General features: G+C 45.6%; 15 protein-coding genes. 9 read left to right on the top strand and 6 right to left on the bottom strand.

The genetic code is table 11. The annotated features are described in order from the left end of the window. Positions 1-18 precede the first annotated feature (18 nt). From ACLSU7_RS09815 to ACLSU7_RS09790, 6 genes are all read left to right on the top strand, one after another. Entirely contained in the window at positions 19-1332 is a 1314-nt protein-coding gene (locus ACLSU7_RS09815; RefSeq protein ID WP_413291705.1) for a CFI-box-CTERM domain-containing protein, read from the top strand. Further along, entirely contained in the window at positions 1329-2483 is a 1155-nt protein-coding gene (locus ACLSU7_RS09810; RefSeq protein WP_413291704.1) for an autotransporter outer membrane beta-barrel domain-containing protein, read from the top strand. Before ACLSU7_RS09815 ends, ACLSU7_RS09810 begins: the two co-directional genes overlap by 4 nt. Before the next feature lie 268 nt (positions 2484-2751). Then, on the top strand, positions 2752-3546 hold the full coding sequence (gene truA, locus ACLSU7_RS09805; protein WP_413291702.1) for a tRNA pseudouridine(38-40) synthase TruA: 795 nt from the start codon (positions 2752-2754) through the stop codon (positions 3544-3546). 115 nt (positions 3547-3661) lie between these two features. Beyond that, entirely contained in the window at positions 3662-4102 is a 441-nt protein-coding gene (rplM, locus tag ACLSU7_RS09800) for a 50S ribosomal protein L13 (RefSeq protein ID WP_413291701.1), read from the top strand. Positions 4103-4118: 16 nt separating this feature from the next. Continuing rightward, positions 4119-4517, top strand: coding sequence for a 30S ribosomal protein S9 (gene rpsI / locus ACLSU7_RS09795; protein WP_142698819.1), 399 nt, complete (start codon positions 4119-4121; stop codon positions 4515-4517). A 179-nt stretch (positions 4518-4696) separates the two neighbouring features. After that, the gene (locus ACLSU7_RS09790; protein WP_413291700.1) at positions 4697-5155 is read left to right on the top strand and encodes a hypothetical protein; all 459 of its coding nucleotides are present in this window, start codon (positions 4697-4699) and stop codon (positions 5153-5155) included. A gap of 31 nt (positions 5156-5186) precedes the next feature. On the opposite strand, the gene ACLSU7_RS09785 is transcribed toward ACLSU7_RS09790, so the two are convergent. Both ACLSU7_RS09785 and ACLSU7_RS09780 read right to left on the bottom strand, forming a co-directional pair. Beyond that, entirely contained in the window at positions 5187-7310 is a 2124-nt protein-coding gene (locus ACLSU7_RS09785) for a prolyl oligopeptidase family serine peptidase (RefSeq protein WP_413291699.1), read from the bottom strand. Positions 7311-7374: 64 nt separating this feature from the next. Continuing rightward, positions 7375-8037, bottom strand: coding sequence for a methyl-accepting chemotaxis protein (locus ACLSU7_RS09780; RefSeq protein WP_413295398.1), 663 nt, complete (start codon positions 8035-8037; stop codon positions 7375-7377). 1047 nt (positions 8038-9084) lie between these two features. Here ACLSU7_RS09780 and ACLSU7_RS09775 point away from each other — a divergent pair. Together ACLSU7_RS09775 and ACLSU7_RS09770 are read left to right on the top strand one after the other, a co-directional pair. Further along, on the top strand, positions 9085-9336 hold the full coding sequence (locus ACLSU7_RS09775) for a hypothetical protein (protein ID WP_413291698.1): 252 nt from the start codon (positions 9085-9087) through the stop codon (positions 9334-9336). An 18-nt stretch (positions 9337-9354) separates the two neighbouring features. Further along, entirely contained in the window at positions 9355-10719 is a 1365-nt protein-coding gene (locus ACLSU7_RS09770; protein WP_413291697.1) for a DUF3373 family protein, read from the top strand. 115 nt (positions 10720-10834) lie between these two features. On the opposite strand, the gene ACLSU7_RS09765 is transcribed toward ACLSU7_RS09770, so the two are convergent. Continuing rightward, positions 10835-11230, bottom strand: a complete 396-nt coding sequence (locus ACLSU7_RS09765; RefSeq protein WP_413291696.1) for a hypothetical protein — start codon at positions 11228-11230, stop codon at positions 10835-10837. 237 nt (positions 11231-11467) lie between these two features. Between ACLSU7_RS09765 and ACLSU7_RS09760 the strand changes: the two genes are divergently transcribed. Next, entirely contained in the window at positions 11468-11959 is a 492-nt protein-coding gene (locus ACLSU7_RS09760) for a hypothetical protein (protein ID WP_413291695.1), read from the top strand. A 157-nt stretch (positions 11960-12116) separates the two neighbouring features. Here ACLSU7_RS09760 and alaS read toward each other — a convergent pair whose 3' ends face one another. The 3 genes from alaS to ACLSU7_RS09745 are packed head-to-tail and all read right to left on the bottom strand — an operon-like array spanning position 12117 to position 16501. Beyond that, positions 12117-14840, bottom strand: coding sequence for an alanine--tRNA ligase (gene alaS, locus ACLSU7_RS09755; protein ID WP_413291693.1), 2724 nt, complete (start codon positions 14838-14840; stop codon positions 12117-12119). After that, a complete protein-coding gene (locus ACLSU7_RS09750; protein WP_413291692.1) occupies positions 14827-15312 on the bottom strand; it encodes a regulatory protein RecX in 486 nt (161 codons plus the stop codon). The genes alaS and ACLSU7_RS09750 overlap by 14 nt, the downstream gene beginning before the upstream one ends. A 37-nt stretch (positions 15313-15349) precedes the next feature. Continuing rightward, entirely contained in the window at positions 15350-16501 is a 1152-nt protein-coding gene (locus ACLSU7_RS09745) for a metallophosphoesterase (RefSeq protein WP_413291691.1), read from the bottom strand. Positions 16502-16589 lie beyond the last annotated feature (88 nt).

The raw sequence follows: 16589 nt of genomic DNA, 5'->3' as shown, positions 1-16589 counted from the left end.
CAGTGGTTCGATAGAGATATGCGTCTGTTGAAGCTTTCCGCTTTGTTTGCCACATCCTTATTCGTGTCATCGGTTGCGATGGCTGCCTCATTTACATCGGTCACAATCGGTGGAGCTTCATATTACGATCTTACGACCACTCCTTCGAAGCCAGTTATCTATGGTGGTTTTGCGGGAACTTGTACAGGGGATGGAAACTCTACTTGCAACAGCTGTACGGGTTCGGGTCTGACTCCTTGCAATCAAAACGCTGCTTATCCGAACTTGATTCTGACTCTGACTTTAACCGCTGACGTTTCTCTTCCAACGAACGGCACAGTGACTGTAAAAATCGATGATAATTCTGTCAGCTTGAATACAGCTCCTTATATTTCCGGCAGTACGTTGACGGTGAAAATGTTGTGGTCGCAGATTTGTTTGAAATCTGCAAATGGCGTGCAGGATTGCTCGAACAATGTGGATTCGGATTTGGTGGTTACGATTACTGGATCGGGAACGACGACGACGACAGTTTCCGCAACTTTGCATGTTATTACTTCAGCAACGACCACTCAGTACTACACTGATTGTCCTGTGGGAACGACTGCAACTGCGAATACAGGTTTTTGTAATTTCACGGCGTTTCCCGGTGATTCAAAAATGTATACCGATCCGATCGTATCTGATGGATATCCGGTAAGTTCGACAGGAATTGATTTCAGAGACTTGGTTTTCTTTTACGAGGAACAAATTCCTGCGGACGGTAATAATCCCGCGACGACTGTTGGAAGAATTACGAATGCTTCCCCAACGTCCATTATGCCAGTCTCTTCCACGACGTTTCCCCCAGATGTGGATGATCGTTTGACGGGTCTTACAAACGGCAAAACTTATTGTGCGGTTATGGCGAATCGTGACTTGGCGGGAAATATTTATTACTTCACGCCAACCACGGTGGACCCAACTACTTTGTGCGCAACTCCCGAGCCTGTTGTGGGATTGCTTGATGATAAACACTGCTTCATTGCAACCGCGGCTTTCGGTAGCGACATGGCACCTGAGGTGCAAAGTTTCCGCGAGTTCAGAAATAAATATTTGATTCCTTATTCTTGGGGTCAAAAGTTTGTTAAGACTTACTATAAATACAGTCCAAAATACGCAGCCATGATCTCGCAAAGTGAAACAGCCAAAATCGCCGTTCGCGGAGTTTTGTGGCCGCTATTATTCTTTGCTCGATTAAGTGTAGCATTGGGATTCTGGTTCGCACTAGCAATCACAGTTTTCGGCGGCTTGACGATTTGGGGCTTGTACCGTCGCTTGATCTTGGGACAAAACGTTCGAGGTGAACTATGAAATCGTTATGGTTGGTCCTAGTTGCCTTGCTTGCTGTTTCCATCTTTCATACAGCAAATGCCCAGACAAAAGAATCAGCACCCAAAGAGCCACCATTCGTTGAAGAAAGCGAATTCGAGGCTCCACCAGCGGCCTCAGCCGATCCATTGCAATCTGAAACGGACGACGCTTTAAGTATCGAAAATGAAATCCTGCAAAGTGGTGGCGAACCAATCGCCACCCCTCCACAGGCTCCCAATACAGTTGATTTGAACAAAGATGTTCCTGAGGCGGGTTCTTCACTTCCTGATGATTTGATTTTGGAAGACGAAGCCCCAGCTATCGCAGCACCTAATAATGAAATTCCATCCAGTGATGCGCCGATCGAAGAACCCGTTAACGTGAAGCCAGCTCCAGTGGTTTACAGTAACGAAGTGGTTCGTAAATCCCCATCAGGTGGAGTTGAATACATCCATCATCCTCAAGCGGCTGTTGGTTTGATTCGCATCGAAAAAGACGGCACATACGTTTATAAAACAAAAGACAAAGGCGAAGTTAAATCCACCGGCTCTTTCCGTTTTGGTGCGATGGATGCTCCGATCATCAAAGCTGCTGACGGTGTTACAACTTTTGAAACAATGTATTCCGGTCCTACAGTTCCGGTTTTAGCTTTTGAATACGAATGGCAGCCTTTGAAAATCTCCCAGAACTTGAAAGTCCAAGCGGGCTTCAATCTGATGATGGCCAACGGCAACGGTCGCTTCGCTGAATCAAATCCCAGCGGTGGAACTCCTCAAGCCGGTGACAAAGCTCGTGAGGAATATACTTTCGTAGCTATTCCATTAAATTTAGGCCTTGCATATCGTTTCCAATATATGGATCGCCAGGTCTTCGCGCCTTATATCTCTGGCGGCGGCTCTTACATCCCGGTTGTTGAATATCGCGATGACGGAAAAAACACGAACATGGTCGGAACTCCCGCTGCATTCGGTGGTGGAGGCTTACTGATCAACATCGGCGCCATGGATCGCGACACAGCCTTCACGCTTCGCTCTGAATATGGTGTCACCAACCTTTGGGTGACTTTAGATTATCGTTATCTAAAATCTTTCAGTGAAGATGTCGACTTCAAATCAAATGTAATAACCGCCGGAGTCTCCGTAGACTACTGACGTCGGCCGGTGAAAAACGGGAAGCTGACGGCGTTGCTCGTCGTCGGCGTACGGGTAGTACGCCTTCCTCCTCGCGCCTTGCATCTTCCCGTTTTTGACCAGCCTCATTGGCGTCCGGAGTTTGGGCTCCTTGCTTCGCAAGTCGCGGGTTCGGGGGAGGGCTCCTTGCTTTCGCAAGTCGCGCTCGTCTTGAAAAATCTGCCTCTCGTGACGCCGGGAGTGAAGCAAAAGGTGCCTGGCACCTTTTTCTGTGATAAACCCGCTCTCCATGGATCAAAAGACCAAAGTTAAATTCACAGTCTCTTACGACGGCACAGGTTACTGTGGCTGGCAAAAACAGAAGCCCGAAGATCAGGTTTCTGTGGCGCAAGTGATTGAGAAAGCTTTGTCGCGCATCTTTAATGAGCCAATTCATTTGTTTGCTTCAGGTCGCACGGATGCCGGGGTTCATGCCCTGAATCAGGTCTGCCACTTTACGACTTCCCGTAAGTTGGATCCCGCTAAGAAGTGGGATCTTTGCTGGGCCCTTAATTCCCAGTTGCCTCCGGGAATCGTGGTGAAAAAGGCGTGGATTGCGCCCGATGATTTCCACGCCACTATTTCAGCCACTCATAAGACATATAGATATCTGATGCTGAATACGCCTCGCCCGAGTGCCCACATGAATCGCCATGCGGGGTGGGAGCGGTTGCCAATTAATATCGAGCATTTGCAGGCTAGTTCTAAGTTTCTCTTGGGAAATCAAGACTTTAAGAGCTTTCAGTCGGTCGGAACCCCGGTCAAAGACACCATTCGCGAGATCTATCAGGCGGACTGGGAATGGCGTAAACCAGGGCTTTTGCAGTTCACGGTAACCGGCTCTGGATTTCTGAAGCAGATGGTTCGCAACATCGTCGGCACCTCTTTGCTTTTAGAGCGACAAGGGCTAAGTGCTGAGAATATGAAGGAAATCATCGATGCTAAGGATCGTGCTAAGGCCGGTCCCCCAGCTCCCGCTCAGGGCCTGTACCTGATGCGAGTTTATTATCCCAAGGACCTTGACAATAGGTGCCTAGAACTTTAAAACATCCCTTCCCGCAAACATAGTGTAAGAGCCCGTTGTTAAACTCAAACATCATATTTGCCGAATGCCTGGACGGTAAACCCAAGTATTCAAAAAGAAAACTGGAGACTCTCAAATGAAAACTTTCAATGCAAAAGCAGAAGAAGTTGAAAGAAAATGGTGGATCGTTGATGCCGCTGACCAAAAAGTTGGTCGTGTTGCAACTCGTATCGCTACTATTCTTCGTGGTAAAAACAAAGCTATCTACACTCCGAACGTAGACACTGGTGACTTCGTTATCGTGATCAACACGGACAAGATGGAACTTTCTGGAACTAAATGGGATGACAAAACGTACTACCGTCACAGCCGTTTCTTTGGTTCAATGAAAGAAATGACAGCAGCTCAAGCGAAAGAGAAAGATTCAACTTTCATCATTCACGAAGCTGTTCGCGGTATGCTTCCAACAAATAAGCTATCTCGTCATATCATCATGAAAATGAAAACTTACACTGGCGCAGAGCACCCTCATGCAGCTCAAAAACCAGAACTTCTAACACTTCCAACTAAGAAGTAATTGGAGAGGATAGAATATGGCAGCAGCAGAAAAATTCTTTTATGCAACTGGAAGAAGAAAAACGTCATCAGCACGTGTTTTCTTGAAGCCTGGTAAAGGCACTATCACTATCAACGGTAAAAAATCTGAAGATTACCTTAGCCGTATGCAATCTCGCATGGTTATCGTACAGCCTTTGGATCTTTTGAACCAAATCGGTAAGTTCGACGCAAACATCACTGTAGCAGGTGGTGGTGAGTCTGGACAAGCTGGTGCGATCCGTTTGGGTATCACTCGTGCATTGATCGCTTTCAACCCAGAGTTCAAAGGAACTCTTAAGAAAGCTGGATTCATCACTCGTGACCCTCGTATGGTTGAGCGTAAAAAATACGGTAAAGCCGGCGCTCGTCGTAGATTCCAATACTCTAAACGTTAAAATTTGGAGTGTCCGAATCTGGACCAGAGCAAGAAAGGGAGCCTTTGGCTCCCTTTTTTTTTGATTATGCTCCATCTAAACTCCCTGCGGACTCCGGTGTTTATATGAGCGTAATGAATACCCTGTAATTGGGGAGCCTTTTGAATTGATGATAATTTCACTCCCGCAACTGAGGATCTATGAAGTTATCAAAATATCTTATCCCGCTCTTAGCTTTCTTGTTTTTTCAATCTATAGCTTTAGCTTCTCCCGTGAATGATACGGGAACAGGTATCGTTGCGCGAGCGGGGGACTGCGGAGCACTCAACGTTCAAGATGCTTACTTTACTTGGTTTGGCTTTCATGGGTCTTTGGGAAAAGCGTTGATTATCAAAGCGCAGATTCGCAACGATGCTTATGAAAAGATCGTTCGCGTGACTCACAGTCGTGGCTCCGTAGAAGTCGCAGAAAACTCTCCGTCAGCGGGACGTTTGCGTATCGAGTATCAAGGACAGATTGGGAATATGGATCAAGTGGAACTTACGGATCGAACCATCGGTATGGAGCTTTCAGGGCTTTATATTATGTCAGTGACGATGGGGGGAGTGATTTCGGAATGTGTATTTCAAGTCGATCGTCGCCCGGTGCAGTTGAGATAAAAAAGGCGGGAAGAACCCGCCTTTTTTATTTCTATTTTAGCTTTTCCCACAAGTAAGTGGTTTTTAGAGATTCCCACAAAATACTTTGCTCGATGTTCGCATTTCCTGCGTGACCGCCTTCGGTATTTTCATAGTAATAAACCGGATGCTTTTGTTCTTTCATGCGCGCTACGAATTTACGAGCGTGCCCTGGGTGAACACGGTCGTCTTTCGTACTCGTCATAACAAACACTTCAGGATACTTGGCGGTCGGGCTTAACTTCTGATACGGAGAGTATTTCAAAATTGCTTTGCGCATTTCTGGATCGTCGGGATTTCCGTACTCGTCCATCCAGCTCGCTCCTGCCAATAACTTGTGATAGCGAAGCATATCCAACAAGGGCACGCCGATGACAGCTGCTTTGTACAAATCAGGACGAAGAGTTACGGTAGCGCCCACCAATAGTCCACCATTGGATCCACCGGAAATTGCCAGATGTTCTGGTGAAGTAAAGCCGCGAGCGATTAAGTCTTCAGAAATAGCGACATTGTCTTCGTAAACTTTGTAGCGGTTTTCCTTCAATACAGCTTGATGCCATTTTGGACCAAACTCTCCGCCGCCACGCAAATTTGTCAGAACGTAAACACCGCCTTTTTCTGCCCACACTTTTCCAAAGGCTCCAAGATACGAAGGTGTCATGGACTGTTGAAATCCGCCGTAGCCGTACTGCAAAGTAGGATGGCTGCCGTCCATTTTCAGATCTTTCTTGTGAACCACGAAATAAGGAATTTTAGTTCCATCTTTGCTGGTCGCTTCAAATCGGGATGTCGTCAGTGAAGAAGAATCAAAACGTTTCGATGCTTGTTTCAACAAAGTGAACTTATTCTTCGGATCAGACGCACTTGCCATATAATACGAAGTTGGTGTTAAGAAATCCGTGTATGTCGCAAGATAGATATCGGATTCATCATCTCCGTCATAACATGACGCCATCCCATTGTTACCCAATGCAATCGGTTCCGATTTCCAAATATTTGGCGGAGTGAATGTGACTTTCTCCATCTGGGTAAGAACATTGTTGGAAACAACCATAATCATGTGGCTTTTGGTGTTGCATCCGCCCTCGATGAAACGTTTATCTGTGGGAGCAAAGACGACTTGTGCCTGACTCCAAGCTTTTTCGCCCAATTCTAAACTGTTGAGTGGAATCGCAAGCAATGTACCTGCTTTCATGCCCTTATAGTCAGAGCGAAGTTCAATCATAAGATTGCCTTTAAAAAGATTCCAGCTTTCAGCATCATCTGGCTTCGGAACCAGTACGGCTTTTCCTGATTTGTCGTGATACCATAATTTAGTGGAGTAAAAGCCTTTACGGATTTGATGGAAGTAAAACGGTTTGCTTTCGTCATACAAAGTGTAAGCGTACGCAGACATATCTGTGGTGTTTGCTTCCGCCAATGTTTCAGCGGCAGTCAGTGGAGTGCCTCGTTTCCACGTTTTTACGATGCGTGGATAACCTGAAGTCGTCATCGAGCCCGGGCCCCAATCAGTGCCGACAAATAAAGTATCTTGGTCTTTCCAAGAAGCGTTTGTTTTTGATTCAGGAATGAAGAAGCCATCTGTAACGAAGGACTTTGTTTTCAGATCGAATTCGCGAACAACCACGGCATCTTTACCTCCGCGGGAAAGGTGGAGCAAGACGCGATCATAACCTGGTCTGAGGAAGCTTGCGCCTTTCCATACCCAGTTTTCATTTTCCGTTTTAGAAACCGCATCCAGATCTAAAATGACGTCCCATTTCGGATTTGCAGTTTGATAGCTGGCTACAGATGTTTTTCTCCAAACACCGCGCAAGTTTTTCTCGTCCTGCCAAAAGTTATAAAGTTCCCCATTTGTCATCGTGACAGCAGGAACGCGGTCTTTAGCGAAAAAGATTTTGCGGTAATCAGCTTCGATATTTTTAAAATCTGGATTCGATTTGAAATGTTTGATCGTCACTTCGTTTTCGGACTTTGCGAAATCAAGGGCTTTTTCGCCCTCAACTTCCTCGAGCCAAAGATACGGATCTTGTTCTGGTTGTGACATGGATTTCAACTCCTTCTGAAAAGAGGAGCTTTTGCAGCCAGCAAGCAATAGAGCGGCTAGCAAGAGTTTCGATGCGGGGAACGATTTCATGAGAGCTCCGATGTTGACCTAGAAATTAAAGATCAAATCGGAGTCACTGACAAGGTTTACGGGATTAGGCTGCGGATTTTTCTTCGTCCCAGCCAGCTTTTTTGCGGCCTTGAAGCATCAAGTTAAGTTCATCCGTTGCGGCACTTAAAGATTCCGCTTCGCCCAGCAAAATGCTGGAGGATTGAGAAAGGTCTTCCGCGACGGCAGCATTTGTTTGAGTCGTTTTATCAATCTCGCTCATTGCTTGGCTAAGCTGTTTGATTCCCAAAGCCTGCTGTTGGCATGCCTCTGAGATTTCTCCATTGAGTGCGGATACTTTTTCAATGGAACTAATGATCTTCGTCAAAGCCGCACCTGAGTTGTCGGCTACTTTAGTTCCTCGTTCTGCCTGTGCGACGCTTTCTTTGATGAGACCACTGATCTCTTTTGCAGAATTGGCAGATCTTTGCGCTAGAGTTCTAACGGCATCAGCAACAACTGCAAATCCTTTGCCTTGTTCCCCCGCGCGTGCAGCTTCAACCGCCGCATTCAGGGCCAAAAGATTTGTTTGGAATGCGATATCATCGATAACAGAAATGATCTCTTCGATTTTTTTCGAGCCCGAATAGATCTCTTTCATATAAGTGATCAAACGTTCGATTTCCTGACCACCATCTGTCGCAGCTTTGGTACTTTCTGTGGAAAGTTGTGCGGCTGTTGCAGCACCTTCGGCATTTCTTTGAATCATGCTGGACATTTCTTCTAAAGATGCCACGGTCTCTTCAATAGATGCCGCTTGTGTCGTAGAAGACTGGGAAAGCTTCACGTTGGATTCAGAAATACTTTGTGACTTGGATGTCGTTTCCACAACCGAGTGATGAACGCGCTCAACTACAGATTTAAGAGCGCTGACCAGACGCTTTTGGAACATGAAACCTAGGCCGATCACTGAAACAACCAGTGTGCAGATCATGCCCAGTAGTAGTTTCTTTTTGTTCATGGCATCTTTTTCTGCGTCAGCAAGAAGTGATGCTGTCATTTTATCTGTCTCAGTTGCAGCCTTATCCAACTTATCAAAAATTTTCTCGGCCATTGGGTTTAGATTGTTCAGGATTTTGTTGGCGGATGTCGGCAAGTCGTTTTTTGCCAGAGAACCCTGAATGTCTTTCCAGGTTGCCTCATATTTTGCGAGATCTTCATCGATAGACTTACAGTTATCACCACATTTATCACGTAGCGATTTGAGCTCTTTAATAAAACCACCTACGATTTCGACTCGAATATCGCGTGAATCTTTGTCTGTATCTGCTGCCAGAGGCAGAATGTTGGAATGAACCAACGCCATCGATTTAATAAGTTTGTTTTGAATCGATAAAGATGAAATACCGAATTCACTCGCTTTCCCCAAAGCATTCAACGCTTGCTGGCTGGTATAGAAGAATGCACACCCAACAATGAGGACAAAGGATGCTGACGCGAAAACATACAAAAGCAGGGACTTTCCGATGCCGATTCTCTTGAACACTTCTGGCTCCTTAGCGGATATTCAGTATATAAATCGGATTTGGTAGTAATAAACTTGACCGAATTTTTAACACATTTCTTCAAGAAACCTTGTTGTTTAACGACTTTGGTCTTGTAAAAATCTGGAGTTTACAGATGAAAGTCTGGAGATCTCCAAACCTTAGTCCAGCTCCTAACTTGACGTTCGTCAAAAGCTGTTAAGAGACGTTGACGCATTTGTGAGACAGTTTCACGCTCATATTTGTAATTAGAACACCTAATTGGAGGATGTATGTCGAAATGGGTCGTGTCGACTCTTGCAATCGTATCATTTCTTTCAGGTCATTATGCGATGGCCGAAGGAAAAGTGGAACAAGTCCAAGCCGCGGTAAAAAAAGCCTGCAGCAAAGACTTGGCAAATGATGAGGCTTTAAGACAAGTAAAGAACTTATTCTTGTCCTGTGTTCCGGGTGACAAAGTGGATGTGGATGGCTGCAAAGTTCCATGTCTGAAAGAAAACTCTGGCGCCGTTGTTGGTCAATAATCATCTAAGGAAAACATCATGAAAAACAATTTCAAAAAAATTTCAGCAGCATTCATCGCAGGTATGTTGATGGTTCCAACAGTTCAAGCCGCTACTCTTGAAGAGCGCGTTTCGGAATTGGAAGCCAATCAGTCTCTTAATATCCTGAACTTCTCAGGCACATTCATTACTCGCTTTGATGATATTATCTCGGCAAAGCAAACTCAGCCTGCGACTGTTTTGGGCCAGCCGTCGACTTTTGATAACAAAGATTTGACTTACCTTCGTATGAAGTTTCAGTTCAATGTCGATGCAAACGTTTCTAAGAACATTAAGTTCTATTCTCGCTTGACGACATCCAAAAACTTTAACTCTTTCTATCAACAGGGTTTGTCTGGTCTTCCAGTTTCTGATGACCTTCAAGCGTCTAACAGCTACCAAAGTTCACATGTAGTTTTGGAAAAAGCTTATATTGACATGACTGTACCTGACACGGGCCTAACTTTCTTTATCGGTCGCTTGCCTACTGTAGACGGTCAACCGCAAAACTATAAAGATGGTCGCGCACGTATGGGTACTTACCCAATGTTGTCTTACGACTCTGTCTTGGACGGTATGGGCGTATCTTATAAAATGGATCAATATATGCCTGAAGGGCATTCATTGGCGCTTCGTGCATTATATACTCCGTTTGCTCAGTACTATGCTGGTGCAAATGGGGCATACATCACTGCTCCAACTAAGCAAAATGGCAGCGCTCTTCCAACTAGTTCTACAGGTTATGGTTTGATGGCTGACTACAGCATCAACAACATGAGCTGGGCAGACGGTATGGGATTGACGCTTTTGAATTTCCAAACGTCTGATCTTTATTACGCGAATCCGGCATGGGTGAGCGTTGGTACAACGCCAGGTATGGACAGTAACCTGACTCTATCTGTAGGTGGTACGACTCTGGCTTGGGAGTTAAATGGTATTGCTCATACAGGTTGGGATCTTTCTTTGAGCTACCTTGCGAGTACTCTGAAATCTAATGGTAGATTGATGAGTGGTGTGCCGGGCACAGGTTTCGGTATGTCTTCTGATGATGGTTCTGAAAGCGGCAGCACATTCTTGCTTTCAACTCGTTACCGTCTGGGAACTTGGATCTTTGGTGGTGAGTGGGTGAATGGTTCTGAAAACTCATTCTACTATGCAACTGCAGCTGAAGATTTGACTCAGTTCTACAGCACTCACGGGAATGGTTATCACTTGTATGTAACAAAAAAATTCACACAAAATCTGGCGTTCCGTGTTGGTTATATGTTGCAAGACTATGACTACACGCCGACAGGTATCGGTCCGGTTGTAGAATCTGATCGCAAGATCGAAACTGCATACGCTAATCTTCGTCTAGATTTCTAATCAAATCAGTTTCAATTTCCTGATTTGATGAAGGCTCCTGCTTCGGTAGGAGCCTTTTTTTTGCAAAAAAAAGGGAGCGCGTGGCTCCCTTTTTCATTCTGATTTTCTTATCTAATTACTTAGTGCAAGAAACTGGGTAGATGTTGCCGTTAGCAGCCATGAAGCCAGAGAAAGATGCGCCTTTGTTGTCAGAAGAAACGCCGAAGAAACCAGTGTTTCTGATAACGCCGTCTTCAGTTTGAGCAGACTTTTCAGTCAAAGCCAACATTTGTAGGTAACCTTGTTTCATTTGGTTCGCTACAGTGCCTTTATCCAATTGAGCAAAGAAAGTTGAAGAGCCAGTTTTTTCTGAAACTTCCATAGTCAGGAAATCAACAGAAGTGTCGTCGCCCAAAGTTACATTGATAGTTGCAGCTTTACCTTTAGAAGGTGCAGAACATTTCAAAACAGTTGAATCAGCGAATGCAGTAGAACCAGCAAGAACAAGAGCTGCGACGATAAGTTTTTTCATGGATGTCTCCTTAGTTGTTTATTCGTATGAGTTGACTTGAACGAGGCTATTTCACGGTCTTTGGTCTAGCAATGCAAATGCATTGCGCAATATATGCGATTTGAAATGCTCCATTGTGAGAACACAAGGAATTCGACCGTACCAAGGTCAAGTTTCTTACCACGCTTACCGAAGAGTCATGAACGGGGGATTGTGATGAATAGAGGCTGGTTAGTTATTCTTGCCGGGTGTCTCATATTGGGATTTCAAAACTGCAGTCAGGCGAATCTTTCGCAGTCTGATTTTCCAAGCACTAGTTCACACATCGTGACCCCATCGGTTGGCAGCGGTTCTGATGCCGATGAATCTCAGAAAATTTCTGCACTGGAAATTCCCGTTAGCGGAGGCGTGCTTTCCGTCGACTCTGCGACAGGGCGTATTGCTTTGATTGGAGCAAATGAACAAGTGCTTGAAGAGTCTTGTTTGCCAGCAGCAGAAATCGCAGAGTTGCAGAGCTATTTGAAATCTAGCAATATCTGCGGAAAATCCGTTGATCCATCTTTGCAATGCGCACAAGTCTACTCCCCAGGTTACGCAAGCCTGGTGATTGGTGATCAAAAAATGAATCTGGGCGAAAGCTATGATTCCTGTGGCAGAGGTTTCAAAGACATCTGCGGCGATCAGGCGCAATCCTTCCGCGGCCTTGTGGCCTACATCCAAAAAAACTTCCACGGCCTACTTTGCGAATAAGGTACGGCCTTACCTGAAAAGGTACGGACTTACCGGCGAGACTTTTAATATTGTGAAAACTAAAAAGGCCAGTGCAAATCGCACCGGCCTTTTTAATTTTTTTAAAATTTGATGTGATTCCAGGTAAGGGCCTACCTTTTCAGGTAAGGCCGTACCTTTACAGACCCAGGGTGCTGCGTACTTTGGTGAAGGCGTCACCGATTTTTGAGCGATCCGGAGCTGCGCCTTGGGCGAAGTCGGGACGACCGCCGCCTTTGCCGCCCATGATGGCTGCGACCTCTTTCAGAACGTCTCCGGCTTTGTGGTCGCCGGTTAGATCTTTAGAAACAGAAACGATAATTGGGTTCGAGCCGTCGCCTTGGCCGACAACCACAACAATTCCAGACTGGATTTTGTTTTTAAGGTCGTCAGTCACTTTCGCCAATACTTCACGGTCATCCATCGGAACGTCTGCCAAAACCAGTTTCGCAGCGACGCCAGATTTAGATTTGAATGCCATGGCTTTGCCAGCAAGGTCATCCACGTTCACTTGGCCACCTTGAAGTTTCTTGATTTCTTTCTCAAGAGTTTTGACTTGTTCTTTGATCGATTCTACGCGATTTGCCAAAGTAGCTTTTTCGCCAGTCACTTCCAAGTGCTTTAAGTAGTGCGCAGATTTTTGCAAACCAGCAGCTGCCAAAGCCTCGTCCAAATGGGCGATTGAGCTCATCGCATATTTAACTGCAGCGTCACCCGTGATCGCTTCCACGCGACGTACGCCAGAGCTTACGCCTGATTCGGAAACGATTTTGAACAAGCGGATGTTCGCAGTGTTCTTAACGTGAGTACCACCGCAAAGCTCGCACGAGAAATCACCCATTGTTAGAACGCGAACATCGTTAGCGTATTTTTCACCGAACAATGCCATAGCACCTTTTTCAATCGCTTGCTTGTGTGGCATCAATTCAGTTTTTACTTCAAGGCCGCGAGCGATTTGTTCGTTTACCATGTCTTCGATCTTGCGGATCTCTTCCGTGCTGACCGGTTTATTATGAGTAAAGTCAAAACGAGTTTTATCAGCATCTACCAATGAACCCGCTTGCGTCACGTGCACGCCCAAAACTTTACGAAGGGCTGCATGCAGCAAGTGAGTCGCGGAGTGATTGCTTGCTGTGTTTCTTCTTTCAACTGCATCAACACCGCTGACAACTTTTGCACCCGTCTTAAAGGACCCATGTTCAACTTCAACATGATGAAGAATAATATCATCGATTTTCGTAGTATTTACGACGCGCGCACGGTTGGTGTCTTGCATGATGTAACCGACATCACCAGATTGACCACCGCCCTCACCATAGAATGACGTTGCATCCAGGATGATAAGACCTGTTTCGCCAGTTTTAAGTTCGCTGACAACAGCTTGGCCGTTGGAAAGCGCCATCACCGTACCATCACCGATAGTGCCATCGTAACCCAAGAACTTAACGGATTTACCAGCCTGCAAATAATCTTTTGCAAACTTGATCATGTGAGCTTCATCAGCTCCCATGGATTTTCCTTTCCATGAAGCTTTGGATTTTGCGCGATTTGCTTCCATCTCTTTTTCGAAAGCGTCTTCGTTCACTTCGATACCGTTCTCATTTGCGATGACGCGAGTCAGATCGGCAGGGAAGCCATAAGTGTCGTACATACGGAATACAACTTCACCAGAAAGCTCTTTAACGCCAGCAGCTTTGGCTTTAGTCAATTCTGCTGTCAGAATTTCAGTCCCCTTATCCAAAGTCGCCAAGAAGCGATCTTCTTCGTCACGGATTGTGTTCAGGATGTGATCGCGACGAGTGGAAAGTTCTGGATAAACTTTACCCATATTGTCGATCAAAGCTTCCGCCATACCAGGCAAGAAAGACTTATCAGCAGACAGTTTGCGTCCGTAACGGATGGCGCGTCTCATGATACGGCGAAGAACGTAACCACGGCCTTCATTGGATGGCAATGCGCCATCTGCGATCAAGAATGAAGTCGAACGGCAGTGGTCAGCCAAAACGCGAAGAGCAGAAGTTGTTTCTGCAGCTTTTGCATCCGTTGCCAAAACTTTTTTATCTGTGACGTATTTCACGCCGCCGATTTTGCAAGCAAGCTCAATCATCGGCAGGAATAAATCTGTATCGTAGTTATTGAACTTACCCTGCATTGCTGCCGTCACACGCTCAAGACCGGCACCTGTATCCACAGATGGTTTTGGAAGCGGAGTCAAAGTTCCTGGAGGGTTTTCGAAGTACTGCATGAATACCAAGTTCCAGATTTCAACAAAGCGGTCTTCACCAGCTTCGATGCCTTTGAATGGATCTGCAATTTTACCAGCTTCAGGGCCGTGATCGTAAAAGATCTCGGTACAAGGACCGCAAGGACCCGTGTCGCCCATTTTCCAGAAGTTATCTTTGTCGAAACGGAAGATGCGATCGCGAGGGATGCCTTCCTGGTTGTGCCAGATATCTGCCGCTTCATCGTCAGAGATATGAACTGTCACATAAAGTTTTTCTTTCGGGATCGCCAGATCTTTGGTCAAAAACTCCCAGGCAAAGTGAATCGCGTCTTTTTTAAAGTAATCCCCGAATGAAAAGTTACCCAGCATTTCAAAAAACGTATGGTGACGAGCTGTGAAACCGACGTTTTCCAAGTCATTATGCTTACCACCGGCACGAACGCATTTTTGCGAGCTGACGGCGCGGGAGTAATCACGTTTTTCAAGACCCAAGAAAGTATTTTTGAATTGATTCATCCCTGCATTTGCAAAGAGCAAAGTAGGATCGTTCTCTGGAATAAGAGAAGAAGAGGCTACGGCCTTATGTCCATTCTTCTCAAAGTATTTAATAAAAGCATTTCTGATCTCAGAGCTTTTCATAGATAACCTTTCTAACGGTCTCGGTATCAAATCCTCTTGAAGTCAGCAAGCGTCCCACGCGTGCCTTTTCCTCTCGAGAAAACTTATAATCTTCAGTAAATTTATTCGTCACAATGGCCATCGCTTTTTCAAGCTCCAACGCCGAATCAGTCCCTACAGTAGGAAGGCCTTTTTCTTTAAGGTAGTTGTTGATGTAACAGATACCTTTGTTGCGGCGGTGAAGCGTATCTGCCAGGCGTGCAGCGTATTCCGAAGGATCACCCAACCAATTTTTCTCATTGGCAAAAGAGATTGCTTCATCGATGGCTTCTTCGCTGCCATGCTCGTCTGCGAATTTCCCCCGCAATTTACTTCTAAGCTCTTGCTCAGAATGATCACGGGCCGCTAACAAATCCATCACCTTGCGTTTAGCCGCAGCGATTCTGTCTTGTTGGCTTTCCTGTTCGTTTTGTGGGTCTTTATCCTCAGACATAGGCAGTTAGAAATCTATCTGTTCCTGCCTGTGCATGTCATGCTTTTTTCAGAGTAATTTCGGTCAGTTCGCAGAACGTTCCCAGGCGCAGACTTGGCCCCCAGTAACCTGTTCCTTGATTGACATAGAGCCGCATGTTTTTAAGGCTGTAGAGGCCTTTCGGGTAGCGTTGAAAGAATACTATCAGGAAGTTCCAAGGGAAGAACTGGCCTCCGTGAGTGTGGCCGGAAAGCTGCAAATCGAAGCCTTTATCACAAGCCTTGTCGGCAATATTTGGCTGATGGGCTAAAAAGATCTTAAACGCCTCAGGATTTTGTTGGCTTACCAGTTTATCCAGATCGGCCGGCTCCTTACCAAATTGGCGAGCGGCTGGATCGGCGATTCCGGAAACTTGCAAAGTCGCACCGTTAAACTGAAGAGTTTCCGTATTGTTTACTAGAACGTGATAGCCGATAGAGCGAAATGCCGCGAGTGCTGTATCGATATTCCAATAGTACTCATGATTTCCGGCGACATAAAAAGTTCCAAGCTTCGATTGGATCGATTTTAAAATTTCAAACTCGGGCAGATGGCGAGCTGCATGGTCATCAAGGATGTCACCCGTGAAGACAACCATATCCGCTTTTAAGGCATTGGTTTTTTCCACAAGCTTTTGAACAAACTTAACTGGTAAACCCGCTGCCAAGTGCAAGTCCGTGATGTGCAAAATGCGCAGGCCATTCAAAGCTTCTGGCAGGTTGGCAAAGGGAATCTCGACTTTAATAACTTTGACTCCCAGGCGAACAACCAAAGTTCCCAAAAGCAAAAGGACTAAAGGAATAACCAAGAGCAATCCCGTGGCTTCGGTTCCGTAAAGTTTCGTGCCGACAAATTCGGGATTCGTGAAATTTAAAACGAATCCAGCGATGTCGCGTAGGATGATAAAGGTCAGTAAAAAACTGATATAGGCCATCGAAAAATGGGCTGCACTAAAGTAAGCATCATGCCAAGGTTTAGATTCGCCTCTGGCGTCGCTGCGTGACCAGAAAAACAAAGGCATCGATATGACGATGGCAAACAATGTTCCCAGAAAAGCGATGACAAAAAAAGTTTGGGCTCCAGATAAGTCGGCATATCTCACCATTTGGTGAGCGACGTACATGAAAACCGCGAAAAATAAACCAACGATAATTGCGCGAAATGCAGCCATAATTATTTATACCACGTGAGTCTGTGTTTGCACAGAAAGTTGCAAAAACACAAATCCTCGAAGAGCTGCGTCAGTGATAATCTTAGAT

The organism is Bdellovibrio sp. HCB185ZH, from assembly GCF_047302455.1.
Taxonomy (GTDB): domain Bacteria; phylum Bdellovibrionota; class Bdellovibrionia; order Bdellovibrionales; family Bdellovibrionaceae; genus Bdellovibrio.
Note: the sequence above shows the minus strand (reverse complement) of the source record. Positions and strands in the feature narration are given on the sequence as shown.